This window comes from Bradyrhizobium sp. CB1717 (assembly GCF_029714325.1).
Taxonomy (GTDB): Bacteria; Pseudomonadota; Alphaproteobacteria; order Rhizobiales; family Xanthobacteraceae; genus Bradyrhizobium.
The window spans coordinates 3,489,971-3,504,942 of sequence record NZ_CP121666.1 but is presented as its reverse complement, the minus strand read 5'-3'; the positions used below and the strand labels follow the sequence as shown (position 1 = coordinate 3,504,942).

General features: G+C 64.3%; 16 protein-coding genes. 4 read left to right on the top strand and 12 right to left on the bottom strand.

The window, feature by feature from the left end:
- Nucleotides 1-4: 4 nt before the first annotated feature.
- From QA649_RS16550 to QA649_RS16535, 4 genes are all read right to left on the bottom strand, one after another.
- Complete coding sequence (locus QA649_RS16550; protein WP_260389402.1) at nucleotides 5-811, bottom strand: SDR family oxidoreductase; 807 nt, start codon at nucleotides 809-811, stop codon at nucleotides 5-7.
- Between the two features lie 79 nt (nucleotides 812-890).
- Nucleotides 891-2,183: a TRAP transporter large permease gene (locus QA649_RS16545; protein ID WP_080136263.1), complete on the bottom strand. Its 1,293-nt coding sequence runs from the start codon at nucleotides 2,181-2,183 to the stop codon at nucleotides 891-893.
- Nucleotides 2,174-2,725: a TRAP transporter small permease gene (locus QA649_RS16540; RefSeq protein WP_283025120.1), complete on the bottom strand. Its 552-nt coding sequence runs from the start codon at nucleotides 2,723-2,725 to the stop codon at nucleotides 2,174-2,176. Before QA649_RS16540 ends, QA649_RS16545 begins: the two co-directional genes overlap by 10 nt.
- Before the next feature lie 65 nt (nucleotides 2,726-2,790).
- Nucleotides 2,791-3,762 carry a TRAP transporter substrate-binding protein gene (locus QA649_RS16535; RefSeq protein ID WP_283025119.1) on the bottom strand — a complete coding sequence of 324 codons (972 nt, stop codon included), beginning with the start codon at nucleotides 3,760-3,762 and terminating at the stop codon, nucleotides 2,791-2,793.
- 295 nt (nucleotides 3,763-4,057) lie between these two features.
- Between QA649_RS16535 and QA649_RS16530 the strand changes: the two genes are divergently transcribed.
- Complete coding sequence (locus QA649_RS16530; protein ID WP_283025118.1) at nucleotides 4,058-4,834, top strand: cyclase family protein; 777 nt, start codon at nucleotides 4,058-4,060, stop codon at nucleotides 4,832-4,834.
- 10 nt (nucleotides 4,835-4,844) lie between these two features.
- Here the strand turns inward: QA649_RS16530 and QA649_RS16525 are convergent, their stop codons facing one another.
- The 3 genes from QA649_RS16525 to QA649_RS16515 all read right to left on the bottom strand — a co-directional run bounded on the left by QA649_RS16525 (nucleotide 4,845) and on the right by QA649_RS16515 (nucleotide 6,804).
- The gene (locus QA649_RS16525) at nucleotides 4,845-5,573 is read right to left on the bottom strand and encodes a Crp/Fnr family transcriptional regulator (RefSeq protein ID WP_283025117.1); all 729 of its coding nucleotides are present in this window, start codon (nucleotides 5,571-5,573) and stop codon (nucleotides 4,845-4,847) included.
- Nucleotides 5,574-5,869: 296 nt separating this feature from the next.
- Nucleotides 5,870-5,995, bottom strand: coding sequence for a hypothetical protein (locus QA649_RS16520; protein ID WP_283025116.1), 126 nt, complete (start codon nucleotides 5,993-5,995; stop codon nucleotides 5,870-5,872).
- Between the two features lie 95 nt (nucleotides 5,996-6,090).
- Nucleotides 6,091-6,804, bottom strand: a complete 714-nt coding sequence (locus tag QA649_RS16515; protein WP_283025115.1) for a helix-turn-helix domain-containing protein — start codon at nucleotides 6,802-6,804, stop codon at nucleotides 6,091-6,093.
- A gap of 156 nt (nucleotides 6,805-6,960) precedes the next feature.
- Here QA649_RS16515 and QA649_RS16510 point away from each other — a divergent pair, with 156 nt between their 5' ends.
- Entirely contained in the window at nucleotides 6,961-7,278 is a 318-nt protein-coding gene (locus QA649_RS16510; protein WP_283025114.1) for a cytochrome c, read from the top strand.
- A gap of 6 nt (nucleotides 7,279-7,284) precedes the next feature.
- Here the strand turns inward: QA649_RS16510 and QA649_RS16505 are convergent, their stop codons facing one another.
- The 3 genes from QA649_RS16505 to QA649_RS16495 are packed head-to-tail and all read right to left on the bottom strand — an operon-like array spanning nucleotide 7,285 to nucleotide 10,298.
- Nucleotides 7,285-8,388: an ABC-type transport auxiliary lipoprotein family protein gene (locus tag QA649_RS16505; RefSeq protein WP_283025113.1), complete on the bottom strand. Its 1,104-nt coding sequence runs from the start codon at nucleotides 8,386-8,388 to the stop codon at nucleotides 7,285-7,287.
- A gap of 3 nt (nucleotides 8,389-8,391) precedes the next feature.
- Nucleotides 8,392-9,159, bottom strand: a complete 768-nt coding sequence (locus tag QA649_RS16500) for an ABC transporter ATP-binding protein (RefSeq protein ID WP_283025112.1) — start codon at nucleotides 9,157-9,159, stop codon at nucleotides 8,392-8,394.
- Nucleotides 9,160-9,161: 2 nt separating this feature from the next.
- Nucleotides 9,162-10,298 (bottom strand): ABC transporter permease, encoded by a 1,137-nt coding sequence (locus tag QA649_RS16495; RefSeq protein ID WP_283025111.1) that lies wholly within the window; start codon nucleotides 10,296-10,298, stop codon nucleotides 9,162-9,164.
- A gap of 173 nt (nucleotides 10,299-10,471) precedes the next feature.
- Here QA649_RS16495 and QA649_RS16490 point away from each other — a divergent pair, with 173 nt between their 5' ends.
- Nucleotides 10,472-10,747 (top strand): hypothetical protein, encoded by a 276-nt coding sequence (locus QA649_RS16490; protein ID WP_283025110.1) that lies wholly within the window; start codon nucleotides 10,472-10,474, stop codon nucleotides 10,745-10,747.
- Nucleotides 10,748-11,248 carry a phage holin family protein gene (locus tag QA649_RS16485; RefSeq protein ID WP_283025109.1) on the top strand — a complete coding sequence of 167 codons (501 nt, stop codon included), beginning with the start codon at nucleotides 10,748-10,750 and terminating at the stop codon, nucleotides 11,246-11,248. It abuts the gene before it with no gap.
- Nucleotides 11,249-11,257: 9 nt separating this feature from the next.
- Here the strand turns inward: QA649_RS16485 and QA649_RS16480 are convergent, their stop codons facing one another.
- Both QA649_RS16480 and QA649_RS16475 read right to left on the bottom strand, forming a co-directional pair.
- Nucleotides 11,258-13,951, bottom strand: a complete 2,694-nt coding sequence (locus QA649_RS16480; protein WP_283025108.1) for a bifunctional acetate--CoA ligase family protein/GNAT family N-acetyltransferase — start codon at nucleotides 13,949-13,951, stop codon at nucleotides 11,258-11,260.
- Between the two features lie 69 nt (nucleotides 13,952-14,020).
- The gene (locus QA649_RS16475; RefSeq protein WP_283025107.1) at nucleotides 14,021-14,860 is read right to left on the bottom strand and encodes a universal stress protein; all 840 of its coding nucleotides are present in this window, start codon (nucleotides 14,858-14,860) and stop codon (nucleotides 14,021-14,023) included.
- Between the last annotated feature and the right edge of the window lie 112 nt (nucleotides 14,861-14,972).

Sequence of the window (14,972 nt, the reverse complement as noted above, 5' to 3'; positions counted from 1 at the left end):
CGTCCTATTTGTGCAACTGGGTGAGACCAGTCGGAGGACCATCGACCGCGGTCCAGCCGCCGTCAACGAACAACGTGCTGCCGCTGACATAGCTCGCGGCATCCGAGGCGAGATAAGCCACGGCGGTGGCGACCTCGTCGGCGCTGCTCCAACGATTGAACACGGTGTGGCCGGCATAGAGATTGTAGATGTCCGGGCGCTGCTTGAACGGGCCGGTCAGCGCGGTCTCGGCGATGCTCGGCGCGATCGCGTTGACGCGCACGCCGGCATGGCCGACCTCGGAGGCAAATCCCTTCACCAAGAGGCCGATCGCCGCCTTGGTGGAGCCGTAGACGCCAAGGCCGGGCTCGATGGTCACCGCGCGCACCGAGGAGCAGGCAATGATGCTCCCGCCCTTCTGCGCGACCATGATGCGGCCGAAGGCCTGGAAGAACCAGACCGTGCCCTTGACGTTGAGGTTGAGGACGCGGTCGAGATCCTCCTCGGTGTAGTCGAGGATGGTTTTGCGGATGTTGAGCCCGGGCGTCGTCACGGCGATGTCGAGCCGTGGGAACTTTTGCATCACGGTTTTCGCCAGTGCGTTGACGTCCGCAGCGCTCGCGGCATCGCAGCTGGCTGCTTCCGCCCACCCGCCCTTCTCGCGAATGCCGGCGGCGGTCGCTTCCGCAGCGTCAAGCGCGCGATCGGCGCAGACGACGCGGGCCCCTAACCCGGCCAGCGCCTCGGCCGACGATTTGCCGATCCCCGAGGCGGCACCGAGCACCACGGCTGTCTTGCCGGTGAGATCGAAGAGCTTGCGATAGTCGGTCACGGACAGATTTCTCCCTGTTGTCGTGGCGCAAACTACGCAAGGGCGATGCGCCGGCCAAGTGCCGGCGCACGCACGGCAGCTATCCCTTGTATCCCATCAAGAGGCGCGGCAGCCACAGCGAGAACGCGGGAACGTAGGTGACAAACATCAGCGCCGCGATCAGCGCGGCATAGAACGGCAGAATGGTGCGCATCACCGCGCCGACCGAGATGCCGCCGATGGCGCAGCCGACGAACTGCGTCGTTCCGACCGGCGGGGTGTTCAGTCCGAGCGCGCAGTTGATCAGCATCAGCATGCCGAACTGCACCGGGTCCATGCCGGCCTTCATCGCGATCGGCAGGAAGATCGGGGTGCAGATCAGGATGGTCGCCGCCATGTCCATGAACGTGCCAAGCACGAACAGGATGACGTTGATGAGCAGGAAGATCATCCAGGGCTGCGTCGAGACCTTGCTCATGAGGTCGCCGGCGAAATCTGCGACTTCATAGAGCCCCATCAGGTACTGGAACATGGTGGAGACGCCGATCAGCAGCAGCACCACGCCCGTCGTCTTCACCGCTTTGGCCGCGGCCCGCAGGAAGTTCTGCAGGGTCATGGTGCGGTAGATGAAGAAGGTCAGCAGGATCGTGTAGGTGACCGCGACGGCCGCCGATTCAGTTGCCGTGAAGACGCCGGACAGGATGCCCGCCAGGATGATGCCGACGATCAGAAGGCCGGGCAGCGCGGCGGCGAGCGAACGGAACACCTCGGCCCAACCCGGGAACTTGCCGGCCGGATAGCCCCGCTTCACCGCGACCGCGTAGGCGGCGACCAGCATGCACACCATCAGCACCAGCGCCGGCAGGAGGCCGGCGGCAATCAGCGCGCCGATCGAGACCTTGCCGCCGGCGGCCAGCGCATAGATGATCATGTTGTGGCTGGTCGGCATCAGCGCGCCGACCAGCGAGGCATGGGTGGTGACGTTGACGGCGTAGTCGGTGTCGAACCCCTCTTTTTTCATCATCGGGATCATCACCGCGCCCATCGCCGACACGTCGGCCACGGGCGAGCCGGAGACGCCGCCGAACAACGTGCAGGCGACCACGTTCGACATGCCGAGGCCGCCGCGGATGTGGCCGACGAGATTCTTGGCGAGCTTCACGATCTTGTCGGCGACGCCGCCATGCAGCATCAGCTCACCGCTGAAGACGAAGAACGGGATGGCCAGGAACGAGAAGATGTTCATCCCCGACATCATCTGCTGGAAGATGACGGCGACCGGCAGGCCTTCGTAGAGGATGGTGCAGATTGCGGAGAGGCCGATCGCGAAGGCGACCGGGACGCCGAGGATCAGGAAGCCGAAGAAAGTGGCGCCGAGAATGATCAGTTCCATGAGGGGACGACCTCTTCGCCGCGCAGGAGGGCAATGATGTGCTCGATGGAGAAGGAAACGATCAGGATGCCCGAAGCGATCAGCGGCACGTAGCGGATCACTTCAGGCAAGCCGAGATTGGGGATTTTCACCGTACCGACCGATGATCCGAGGATCCAGCCGTTATAGGCCATCGCGATGCCGAACACGGCCACCAGAACATGGATCACGATCTCGATCTTCTCACGCACATGATCCGGAAGCATGACCAGCAGACTGTCCATGCCGATATGTCCGGCATCGCGGACGCCGACGGCGGCGCCGATCAGCGTGACGTACAGAATGAGGACCAGCGCAAGGTTCTCGGTCCAGGTCGGGCTGGAATTGAGCACGTACCGTCCGAACACCTGGTAGAACACGATGGTGACGATGACGAGCAGACCGGTCACCGACAGATACATGCCCAGGCGCGCGATGGGTGCATTGATCCGCGAGAGCAGGCCGGTGGACGGGCGTCCGGCAACCGCCTCCTGCTCGTGATCTGCGACATGTGGGTCTGTCATCGCGCGCCTCCCTCGCGAGGGCCCGGTGTCACCTTGCGGCGACGCCGGACCCGCTCCGCCGTGGTTTACTTCGTGTCCTGGATACGCTTGACGAGGCCCTGCAGCTTCTCGTCGCCGGCGAATTTCTGGTACACCGGCTTCATCGCGTCGACGAACTCCTGCTTGTTGGCGACGGTCACGACCTGGACGCCGGCCGCCTCGACGGTCTTGCGAGAGGCCTGCTCGCGCTCGTCCCAGAGCTTGCGCATGACCGGCACCGATTCCTTGGCTGCCTTGCGGACCATCGCCTGATCCTCCTTGCTCAGCGTGTCCCAGACCTTTTTGGACATCACGAGAACTTCGGGGGCGAGCGAGTGCTCGGTGACGTTGTAGAACTTGGCCGCCTCGAAATGACGCGAGGACTCATAGGAGGGCCAGTTGTTCTCGGCGGCGTCCACCAGGCCGGTCTTGAGAGCGGTGTAGACCTCGCCATAGGGCATCGGGGTCGGGTTGGCACCGAGGCTCTGGATCATGCCGACCCAGAGATCAGATTGCTGGACGCGGATCTTCAGGCCCTTGAGATCCGCCAGCGACTTGACCGGTGCCTTGACGGTGTAGATGGACCGGGCGCCGCTGTCGTAATAGGCAAGGCCGACCAGACCCGCGGGCTCCATGGCCGCCAGGATCTCGTCGCCGATCGGCCCGTCAAGGACCGTGCGCATGTGCTGCGTGTCGCGGAAGACGAAGGGCAGGCACAGGGCGATGGTTTCGGGCACGAAGTTGTTGAGCGGCGATGCGTTGATGCGCATCATGTCGAGCGCGCCGATCTTGAGCTGCTCGATGGTGTCCTTTTCCGAGCCCAGGGCGCCGTTCGGAAACACCTTCACGCCCAGCTTGCCGCCGCTCGCCGTCGCGAGTTGCTTGCCCATGAACTTGACGGCCTCGACGGTCGGGTAGTCGGCCGGATGGATGTCGGCGGAGCGGAAATCGCGGGCGGTCGCCAAGGGCGCTGAGACCGCCAGCACGGCGGCTGCGATGATACCGGTAAGTGTCTTCATCTGGGCTTCCTCCTGAAGTGATTATGTCGTTGTCGGGCAGGCTGCGGGCCGTCTTGGGTCGCTCCACTTCAGGCGTGAAGTCAAGCGCCAATCTCGTCCCTAGGGCGGGCGGCATTCTCTGTCCAAGCCAAATCCAGCATCGATCAATGCAAGAGTTGCATCGATCGATTTCTGGCGCAATTCGCACTATGGTGGGTATGGCGGGCTGGCTCGACGTCGCCGGAGCGTGACTTGACGCCTCCAATGGAGGCCCCTCAAGATGTCGCAAACACCGGACTGTCGCGAGGGAATGCCTATGCCGCGGAAGCTGATCGATATTTCCGTGCCGCTCAGAAACGACGTAACGTCCGATCCGCCCGGTAATCACCCGACCATCAACTATATCGATCACCAGCAGGGCTTGCCGCGCATGCTGCAGTTCTTCGACGGCCTCAAGGCGGAAGACCTGCCGGATGGCCAGGGCTGGGCCGTGGAGCAGGTGTCGCTGTCCACCCACAACGGTACGCATCTCGATGCGCCCTGGCACTTTCATCCGACCATGAACCGCGGCGAGCGGTCATGGACCATCGACGAGGTACCGCTGGAGTGGTGCTTTCAGCCCGGCGTGAAGCTCGACTTCCGGCATCTGCCTGACGGCTATGTCGTGACTGCCGGCGACGTCGAGGCGGAGCTCAAGCGCATCGGGCACAGGCTATCGCCGCTCGAGATCGTCGTCGTCAACACCAGCGCCGGCGCCAAATTCGGCGAGGCCAGTTACGTCAACTCCGGTTGCGGCATGGGCTATGAAGCCACCATGTATCTGCTCGATCGCGGCGTGCGACTGACCGGCACCGATGGCTGGAGCTGGGACGCGCCGTTCGTCTTCACTGCGCAGAAATATGCCGAAACCAGGGACGCCGGCCTGATCTGGGAAGGCCACAAGGCGGGACGGCACATCGGCTATTGCCATCTCGAGAAGCTGCACAATCTCGATCAATTGCCTTCCACCGGATTCACGGTCTCGTGCTTCCCGGTGAAGATCGAACGCGCCTCCGCGGGCTGGACCCGCGCGGTCGCCATCATCGACAACTAGACGCGACGCATCATTCGCCGTCGAGGCCGCTCTCGGCGAGCTCGCGCAAGGCATCGGTGTCGAGCACCACGATGGCACCATGCTCGAGACGAACCCAACCGCGACCGGCCCAGGCGCGCAATTGCTTGTTGATGCTCTCGCGCGTCATCCCCACCATCTCGCTGATCTCCTGCTGGGTGATGGCGAGCGTGCCGCTACCTGAGTCGAACTTGCGCTCCTCGGTGAGGCCGAGCAGCGCGCTTGCCAGCCGCCCCGGCAGATTTTGCAGGATCACCTGCTCGACCTGCTGGCTGGTCCAGCGCAGGCGCGCGCAGAGCAGCTCGATGAACTTCATCGCCAGCGCCGGCTGACTCTTCACGAACGGCAGGAAGTCGCGGCGGTCGATGATGTAGAGCTCGCAATTGGTGTTGGCGGTGGCATCCGCCGATCGCGGCGCACCGTCAAGAACCGCGATCTCGCCAAAAATCTCGCCGGGGCCGATGAGATTGAGAATGGCATTCCGCCCGTCGGGCGATGAGGAGGATATCTTCACCGTTCCGGTGATCACCGCGAACAGGTTGTTGCCGGGATCGCCCTTGGCGGCGATCGTCGCACCGCGCTTCACGGTGGTGTGCTTGGCGTAGCGGCAGAGTTGATCGAGCGCGTCCGGCTCCAGATCCGCGAAGATCGGGTGCTTGCGCAGGACCGATAATTTGTTGCCCGCCGATTGTCGGGGGTCGCCGGTCTTGTCCTGAGGCACGCCGCTGGGCTCCTAAGGCTGCGAGGCACTGGAGTTCCTGCGTAGTCAGTGTTGTCCGGCTTTTCAACCGGAAAGCATGCCCACGGTTTGAGGCAAATGCGGCGAAAATGCCTCCGCCCGGCTCGAAGCCCGCATCCGAAGGATGCGCCAATGCACCCCCGTCGATGCAGAGTTGCAGGCCCCGCAGGTCGTTGTTGTGTTGAGGCGCTGCCGAGCGGCCAACAGCCGACTGCGCTCGAGTGGGCGGCTAGCACATTACTACTGGCACATTAGACCGGGATCTACGATCAAGAGCTTCAACGCCTGGAATCGAGGTCGATCCGGCCTGAGCTGGTTTGCCGATCCGCCCACGCCAGAGCTGCGGCGAAAGTGACGAAGATCGCCACGACGACAATGGTCATCAGCAACGCGTCTGTGGGCATCATACTCCTCCCGGATTGTTTGAGGGCATTATTTGTGACCGGTCCTCGGCGTCATTGATCGGGATCAAAAATTCGGGAGCGTTGCGGAAAGTCTCTCAGGCTGCGGCGAGGGCCTCGACTCGTGCCGGGTCGAGCAGGCTGATTCCGCCGTGAATGATCTCGATCGCACCGTGGCGTTCGAGCTTGGTGAAGGTGCGGCTGACGGTTTCGATGGTCAGGCCGAGATAGTCGGCGATGTCCTGGCGGCTCATCGGAAGCGGAACGGTGTCGGACGACCCCTTGAGCGCCAACAGCCGTTCGCGCCAGCCGAGCAGGAAAGCCGCGACCTTCTCGTCCGCCGAGCGGCGGCCGAGCAGGACCATATGGTCGCGCGCCTGGCTCAACTCGCGAATGGCCAGCTCGTTGATTCGCCTGAGCAGCTGCGGACGGTCCTCGATGAAACGGCCGAAGGGCGCTTTTGCGAACTGGCAGACAGTCACCGCGCCGATTGCATCGGCCGAAAAATTGTGACGCCCGGAAAGATTCATCCCAAGGAAATCGCCGGGCAATGCGAAACCCACGATCTGCCGCCGGCCGTCGGGCAGCAGCTTGTACAGCCGCATGACGCCCTCGAGGACGTTGTAGAACGAGGTCGTGATGTCCTCCTCGGAGAACACGGTCTCGCCCGAAGAAAAATGGACACGGCGTCCGAGATGCTCGAATTCCCTGAGCTCGGCCGGATCCAGCGACGAACAAACTGCCGATCCACGTACGGCACAATCGCTACAGAAATGCCCGCTCGGCTCAATCGTGACCACGGAAGGCTTCATCCACCGCTCCAAGCGTGGGTTCAGCTCCGCCCCCGGCCGAGTCCGCCACGCAGCTGCATTTTACTGCGCCGCCACAAACGCGATTGACCCAGATCAATTTTGGCCTCCCTCCCCCCTCTATTCTGCGCCGAGAGTTCGTCGGGGATCCCGCCTTCCATGTTTCGATACGCGCTACGCCAGGCCCTGATTGGCCTCTTTCTGATCACGCCTGCGCTGGCGGCCCCGACCGCCGAGCAACGCGGCAAGGCCTTTGCTCGGACCAATTGCGCGCGCTGTCACGCGATCGACCGCGTCTCCGAAAGCCCGCTCACGATCGCGCCCCCGCTACGTACCCTGCACCGGCGCTATCCGATCGAGACCCTTGGCGAGGCGCTTGCGGAAGGCATCTACACCGGCCACGCCGACATGCCCGCCTTCGAGCTCAGTCCGGACCAGATCCACGATCTGCTGTCCTATCTGAAGACGCTCGAATAGCTGGCCTCAGACCGCCTGCACCGTCCAGCCGATCAGCTCCTTGGCGACGCGGGCGAAAGCTGCATCGAACGCCGCAACGGCAGCCGCCGGCTCGACCTTGTCGAGCTTCTCGCTGGCCTCGACGAGGCGTGACGCGGCCACCTTGCCGTTCTTGTCGACGATCCGCGCCGACAGGGCGATCTCGACCCTTGTCTCGCCCTCCGTGGCAATCCGGAAGCGTCTGATGTCGATCAGAAGCTGGTAGTCCGCCTGGCCAAGGTCGGTGGTACGCAACGGCGCGTGGGCAATGTCGTAATTTTCAAAGCTGTCGATCAGCCGCGCCTGCACCAGCTTCGGGATGCTGTCGGCCCACAGGAAATCGGCAAAGCCCGGGTTGTCACCCACGGGAGAGAACAGCATCCGCTGGGTCTGGAGCATCGCGACCGCTGTCGGCTCGGGAATGGCCAGCGACGCAGAGAACGTCTTGCCGGCGGGACCAAGGTTCTGCGGCGCGCGCAGGTCGTAGGTGATCTTCTGCGCGGGCGTCCCGCCACCGGTCATCTTCTCGAGGCCCGCCAATATGCCGTCGATCTTGCCGGTGTTGCGCGCGAGCCCGTCGGAGAATGTCTTGAGATTGGCGATGGTGTCCTTCAGCGGACCGGAATTGTCCTCCAGCACGGTGTCGACCCGCCGCAACGCATCACGCGCGGCCTGCGTCATGCTCTGGCCGGCGCCCGCCTCGGCAATCAGGGTCAGGGGCTCGCCGGATTTGGCGACGATCGTGCCACCCTCCAGCGTCACCACCGGCACGCCGGTCAAACCCTGGAAATCGAGACCGACCCTGGTATCGGCGCGCACGGGCGTCGCCGAAGCAACGGAGATCGTCGCGTTGACGAAGCGCGGATTATCCGGCGCCAGTCCGAGCTGGGTCACCTCGCCGACGCGGATGCCGTTGAACAGCACGCCGGCGCCGACCAGCAGGCCCGGTACCGGTCCCTGGAATTGCACGTGATAATTCGTGCGCGGTCCGATGCCGCCGGTGTTGTTCAGCCAATAGACGAAGCCGAACACCGCGAGAATCGCGGCCAGCACGAAGCTGCCGATCAGCACGTAGGGAGCGCGGGTTTCCATGTCTCATCTCATCTCGTGTTGCAGCATCTGCGAGCGCTTGCCGTGGAAATAGGCGCGCACCCAGGGATGCTCGGATTGCAGCAGTTCGCGCATCGGCCCGATCGCGACGATCTTGCCGTCGGCGAGCGCGGCGACGCGGTCGCAGACCGTGGTGAGGCTGGCGAGGTCGTGGGTGACCATGAACACGGTCAGCTCCAGGGTCCTTTGCAGGGTCCTGATCAGCGCGTCGAAATCGCCGGCGGCGATCGGATCGAGGCCGGAGGTCGGCTCGTCCAGGAACAGGATCGGCGGATCGAGCGCGAGCGCGCGCGCCAGCGCCACGCGCTTGGTCATGCCGCCCGACAGCTCCGCCGGATATTTGTCGGCATCCTGCGCCCGCAATCCGACCATCTCGAGCTTGGCGATCGCGATCTCGTCCATCAGCTCCTGGGACAGGACGAGATTTTCACGCAGCGGAAACTGGACGTTCTGGCGGACCGTCAGCGAGGAGAACAGCGCGCCCTGCTGGAACAGGATGCCCCAGGCCGTAGCCGCGCCCTGCGTGCGGCCGCCGATCGGCTGTCCCATGACCTCGATCGTGCCGCTCCGGCGCGGGATCAGGCCGATGATGGTCCGCATCAGCACCGACTTGCCGCCGCCGGACGCGCCCACCAACCCGAGGATCTCGCCCCGCCGCACATCGAGCGAGAGATGGTCGAGCACGGTCTGGCGGCCGAAACCGACCACGAGGTCGCGAACCCGGATCGCGAACTCTTCCCGCTGTTCGCTCATCGTCACATTCCGATCGAGGCAAAGAAGATCGCGAACAGGCCGTCGAGCACGATCACCAGGAAGATCGACTTCACCACCGACGTCGTGGTCTGCCGTCCGAGCGACTCGGCGCTGCCCTTGACGCGCAGGCCCTCGCTGCACGCGACGATCCCGATCACCAGCGCCATGAAGGGCGCCTTCAGGATGCCGACCTCGAAATGGGTGACCGAGATCGCATCGTGCAGCCGCGCGATGTAGATCGCCGGCGCCATGCCGCCGTAGAACTGCGCGACCAGGCCGCCGCCATAGAGCGCGGCAATCGCCCCGACGAAAGCCAGGATCGGCAACGCGATGACCAGAGCCGCAACCCGCGGCAGGATCAGGACGTGGACGGGATCGAGCCCCATGGTCGAGAGCGCGTCGATCTCCTCGCGCATCTTCATCGAACCGAGCTCGGCGGTGTAGGCGCTTCCCGAGCGTCCGGCGACCATGATGGCGACGATCAACACGCCGAGCTCGCGCAGCACCAGGATGCCGACCATGTCGACGGTGTAGGACTCCGCGCCGAACCTGCGGAAGTGGAAGAATCCCTGCTGGGCGATGATGGCGCCGATCAGGAACGTGATCAGAACGACGATGGGGATCGCCTGCCACCCGATACGGTAGAGCTGGTAGACCAGCGACGTCAGCCGCAGCGTTCGCGGCCGGCGCAGCACACCGATCACGGCCATGAACAAGGCGCCAAGCATTTGCAGGAAGATCGTGATGTCCTCCCGCGCGTCGACCGTCGCCTTGCCCAGATCGTTCAACCTGAGCAGGACCGGATTGGACGCGGACGCCGGCGCCGGCGGCTGGCGGTTGACCTGGCGCACCTCGTCCATCAGACCGCTGAAATGATCGGCGACACCGACGAAGTCCGCCGATCTGCCGGATGAGGCGGCTCTGCGTGACAGTTTCTCCAGGACCCAAGCACCGAGCGTATCCAGCGCGCTGATGCCCGACATGTCCAGGGTCACAGCTCTCGACCGATCGACCTCGGCTCCGACCGACCGGGACAGCGTTTCGAGCGTCGTCACATTCGCTGCGGTCCAGGGCCCTTCCGGACGCAATCTCAACGCATCGCCAGAGGGCGTTGCCAGCAACAGCGGTTCGGAGTTCACGCTTCCACCTCATCGGGACAATTGGCCCCCATTCAGCCGCCAGTTCTAGGCCAGCGTGTGGCGGCCGGTTTGACTTGTCTCAAGTGCAGGACCTGCCGACGTCTTGACACAGGTCAAGCGCGGTCGTGCCGGCGGGCCCTAGGGTTCGCTTCATTCAAGGAGACATCAAATCCATGTTCGACAGCGACAGGATGAGCGAAGAACTGCGATCGTTGAAAGTGGACGTCACGCGCCTCTTGAGCACCGCCGGCGAGCAGATGTTCGACAGTTCGAAGGAGCGGGCCGACGCTCTGGCCGACCAGATCAAGGCCGCGCTGGCCGAACTCGGTGAAACCGTCAGCGACGAGCAGGAGCAGCTTCAGGGCCTCATTGCGGAACGCCCGATGACGTCGCTCGCCTCCGCTTTCGCGCTCGGCGTGGTCGTCGGCTTCATGCTGAGGAGACACTAGGTGAATAGCGAGAATGTCGTCAAACATCTGCGCCTCTTGTGGCGCACCGACCGGATCATCGCGGACATCAGGCTGCGCCACCTCCTGATGGGCCTCGGCCTGCGCGCCTTTGCGGCGCTGATCGCGGCGTTCGGGCTCCTGATGCTGGAGCTGTCGGCCTATTTTGCGCTGGTCCAGATCTGGAGCGCCATTGCCGCGGCCGCCATTCTCGGCGCCGTCAATTTTGCCATCGCCGCGGTCCTGTTCGTCATCGCCGGCCGCGCTCCGTCCGGCCGCGACATCGAGTTCGCCAATGAGATTCACGGCGCGTCCATCGAGGCCCTTCAGCTCGAAGCACGCGCGCTTCAGGCTCAGGTGTCAGGCGCGGTGCATCATCCGCTGAGCACGATCATGCCGGTGCTGGTGCCCCTGATCGCGATTATCATCAAGTCTTTGCGAACCACTGCCAAGACAGCTGCCAAGACATCAGCCGCCGCAAATTCGGCCGAAGCGTCCTCCTAGCGGGCGCGCTCAGAGCTTTAGCCGAACGTCGCAGATATCAGGCTCGGTCGGATCCGGCTTGACCTCGAAACCGAGCTGCCGGCACATCTCGAGCATCACGGTGTTCTCCTGGAGCACGTCACCCGAGATCGCCTTCAGCCCTTCCGACCTCGCGTAGCTGATAATCAGCTGCATCAGGGCCCATCCGAGCCCCCTGCCCTTGAGATCGGACCGCAGCAGGATCGCATATTCGCCGCTCTCGTAGATCGAGTCCGAATGGAGTCGGACGACGCCGACCATCTCGCCGGTCGCCTCGTCGAATGCGATGAAGGCCATGGCGCGGGCATAGTCGAGCTGGGTCAGCCGCGCGATGAATTCGTGGGTGAACTCCTTCATCGGCGCGAAGAAGCGCAGGCGAAGGTCGTGCGGCGTCACGTGACGCAGGAATTCATGGATGGTCGGTTCGTCCTCGGGACGCAATGGCCGCACGAAGATCCGCCAACCGTCCTTGAGCTCGAGTCGGCGCTCCCACTGCGACGGATAGGCGCGAACGGCGAAATTGGCGGGACCGGAGCCCACGAATTTCCGCTGCGACGGCCCCACCGCGACACGGGCGTCAACCGCCGTCACGCCGGTCTCATCCGCAAGCAGCGGGTTGATGTCGAACTCGCGAATCTCCGGAATATCGGCCGCCATCTGCGCAAGCTTGACCAGCACCATGGCAACTGCATCCTGCTTGACGGCAGGCACGTCCCGATAGGCACGCAGCAGCCGCGAGACCCGCGTGCGATCGATCAGATCACGGGCGAGTTGCAGATCGAGCGGCGGCAGCGCCAACGCCTTGTCGTTGATGATCTCCACCGCCGTCCCGCCTCGACCGAACACCACGACGGTGCCGAAGGTGGGATCGTCGGCAAGACCGAGGATCAGCTCGCGCGCCTTCGCCTTGACGACCATCGCCTGGACGATGACGCCGCCGATGCGGGCCTCGGGCCGCAGCTTCCTGGCCCGGGCAAGAATATCGGTCGCGGCCGCACGCACCGCCTCCGGCGTCGTCAGATTGAGCACGACGCCGCCGACATCGGACTTGTGCACGATGTCGCGCGACATGATCTTCAGCACGACGGTCCCGCCTTGTGCAAATATCTCGTTAGCGCAGGCCACCGCCTGCTCGACATCACCGGCGGCATAGGTCGGCACCATCGCGATGTCGTAGGCTTCGAGCAGGTGCTTGATCTCGACAGGCTCGAGCCATTTGCGGCCGTCGGCGATGGCTGCGGCGACGATCTGCCTGGCCCCCCGGGCGTCGGGTACAAACGTGTCGGGCATCGCGGGAGGAACCTGGCTCAGCTCCTCGACCACTTCGCGATGCCGGACCAGATGCATGAAACCGCGCACCGCATCGTCCTCGGTCGGGTAGTTCGGCATGCCGGCGTCGGACAGCGCCTGAACGATCTTCTGGTCGGCTCCAACCCAGGCGGCCAGCACGGGCTTCGACCATCGGCCGTGATGCTTGCGATATTTGCCGACGAGCTCCGTCACGGTCGTCGCGATGTCGGCAGCCGAAGCGATCGCTGTTTGCACATTGAGGACGAGAACTGCGTCATTGTCGGTGTCGGCGAGCAGCGCCTCGAGTGCAGCCGCGTAGCGCGATGCATCGGCATCGCCGACGATGTCGACGGGATTTCCGCCGGACCAGGTCGGCGGCAGCACGTCGTCGAGTTTCTTGCGAGCGTCCGCCGAGATTGACGCCGGAATCCCGCCAAGCTCGACCAACCGGTCGACGGCCAGGACGCCGATGCCGCCGCCATTGGTGAGGATGGCCAGTCGCTTTCCGGTCGGCGATTCGACGCGGCCGAGCGTCTCGGCGCAGTCGAACAGCTCGCGCAGATCGGAGACCCGCAGGACACCCGCACGGCGGAACGCCGCGTCATAGACCGCGTCGGCGCCCGCGAGCGCGCCCGTGTGGGTCGCGGCCGCCTTCGCTCCTTGCGCCATGCGGCCGGACTTCACCACGACGACCGGCTTGACGCGCGCCGCGGTGCGGGCCGCCGACATGAATTTGCGCGCGTCCTTGATCGCCTCGATATAGAGCAGGATCGCGCGGGTCTTGTGATCCATCGCGAAATAGTCGAGCAGGTCGGCGATGTCGACGTCGATCTGATCACCGATCGAGACAATGCCGGAGAAGCCAACGCCGCGCTGCGCGGCCCAATCAACCATGCCGGCGGCAATCGCACCGGATTGCGAAATCAGCGCGAGATTTCCTGCGCCCGGCATGTGCGCGGCAAAACTGGCGTTGAGGCTCACTTCCGGCATCATGATGCCGAGGCAGTTCGGGCCGATCAGCCGCATGCCGTATTTGCGGGCTGCGGCGATTGCGGCGTCCTGCAGCGATCCCGGCCCATGGCCCAATCCAGCCGAGACGATCAGCGCACCTGCCGAGCCGCGCCGCCCGGCCTGGTCGATGATGCCCGGAACCTCGCGCGCCGGCGCGGTGATGACCACCAGTTCGGGCACGAATTCCAGCCTGTCCAGGCTCTCCACCGAGGCAACGCCAGCGATCTCCGCATGGCGCGGATTCACCAGGCCAAACTGTCCCGTGAACTCGGCCTTGCGAATGTTTTCCAGGACGGCGCGTCCCACGGAGACAGGACGGGCGCTCGCTCCGACGAGCGCGACTGATCGCGGCGACAGCAGGTTCTTCAGGCGATAGGTGGACATTAAAGCAAATGCGCCCGGTCGGTGGTGGTTCCGATGGTCGAAAGATCAGGCCGGAAACGAGCGGCCAGCCTAGTGAGAGATCATAACCCAGCACGGTGGCTGGCCAATGACGGTCTTCGTCACACCGCCCCAAACGATCTCATTCAGGCGTGAATGATGGTAGGCTCCCATCACGATCGCATCGACGGCATTGGAATTCGCCCAGCTTCCAAGCACCTTGCCGATCGAGCTGCCGCCGCCCGCTGCCGTTTCGAACGAGGCGTAGACACCGTGTTCCCTCAAATGGTCGACGAGTGAGGTCCCGGACTGCACGATCTCGTCAGTCTTGTCATCCGTCACGGTCACCACGCGGACCGAGGCCGCAGCCTGAAGGATGGGCATCGCGTCGCCAACGGCGCGCGCCGCGCGCGCGGAGTGATCCCAGGCGATCATGACGTTCTCGAATTCCGGCCGCAGCACCTCCACAAGCTGTTCCGGGCACAGCAACAGCGGGCGCCCGGATTCGAACAGGAGCGTCTCGATGATGTGCTCCGTTCGGCTGTCATGCGGCTTCACGGGGACCAGGGTGAGATCGCTGAAGCGCGCATGCTCGGCGAGGATCGGCGCGATCTGGTCCGCCGCAACCTTGCCCGATCGGCTTTGGGCCCGAATGTTCGCGCGAGACGCCGCACCCGTGAAAGCATCCAGCAGACGCTGCATCTCGACCGCTCCAGGAGCCCCCTTTGCCTCGGCGGCGTCGGGATCGTCGGGGAGCAGCACCTTCGGTCTTACGAAGAGATCTTCCTCGAGCGCAAGCGCGGTGATCCTGGCACCGAGGTCGGCGGCAACGGCCACGCATTTCTCGATCGCTGCAAGGGCCGGTCCACGCGGCTGGCCGACAAGCGGCAGAAAGACGTCCTTGATGGGCATCGGAATTCTCCTTAGCTACCAGAATAGGCCGGCTTTCGTCGGGACGCTTGATCCTCGTCAAACCTCTGGAACCGCCCGACCGGCAAGGACGGGCGTTGACGGAAGTCAAGGA

What these genes read in the sequence shown, in the direction of transcription:
- QA649_RS16545 (WP_080136263.1), bottom strand. Translation starts at nt 2,183, where the DNA reads ATGGAACTGATCATTCTCGGCGCCACTTTCTTCGGCTTCCTGATCCTC.
- QA649_RS16540 (WP_283025120.1), bottom strand. Translation starts at nt 2,725, where the DNA reads ATGACAGACCCACATGTCGCAGATCACGAGCAGGAGGCGGTTGCCGGA.
- QA649_RS16535 (WP_283025119.1), bottom strand. Translation starts at nt 3,762, where the DNA reads ATGAAGACACTTACCGGTATCATCGCAGCCGCCGTGCTGGCGGTCTCA.
- QA649_RS16530 (WP_283025118.1), top strand. Translation starts at nt 4,058, where the DNA reads ATGCCGCGGAAGCTGATCGATATTTCCGTGCCGCTCAGAAACGACGTA.
- QA649_RS16520 (WP_283025116.1), bottom strand. Translation starts at nt 5,995, where the DNA reads ATGCCCACAGACGCGTTGCTGATGACCATTGTCGTCGTGGCGATCTTC.
- QA649_RS16515 (WP_283025115.1), bottom strand. Translation starts at nt 6,804, where the DNA reads ATGAAGCCTTCCGTGGTCACGATTGAGCCGAGCGGGCATTTCTGTAGC.
- QA649_RS16510 (WP_283025114.1), top strand. Translation starts at nt 6,961, where the DNA reads ATGTTTCGATACGCGCTACGCCAGGCCCTGATTGGCCTCTTTCTGATC.
- QA649_RS16505 (WP_283025113.1), bottom strand. Translation starts at nt 8,388, where the DNA reads ATGGAAACCCGCGCTCCCTACGTGCTGATCGGCAGCTTCGTGCTGGCC.
- QA649_RS16500 (WP_283025112.1), bottom strand. Translation starts at nt 9,159, where the DNA reads ATGAGCGAACAGCGGGAAGAGTTCGCGATCCGGGTTCGCGACCTCGTG.
- QA649_RS16490 (WP_283025110.1), top strand. Translation starts at nt 10,472, where the DNA reads ATGTTCGACAGCGACAGGATGAGCGAAGAACTGCGATCGTTGAAAGTG.
- QA649_RS16480 (WP_283025108.1), bottom strand. Translation starts at nt 13,951, where the DNA reads ATGTCCACCTATCGCCTGAAGAACCTGCTGTCGCCGCGATCAGTCGCG.
- QA649_RS16475 (WP_283025107.1), bottom strand. Translation starts at nt 14,860, where the DNA reads ATGCCCATCAAGGACGTCTTTCTGCCGCTTGTCGGCCAGCCGCGTGGA.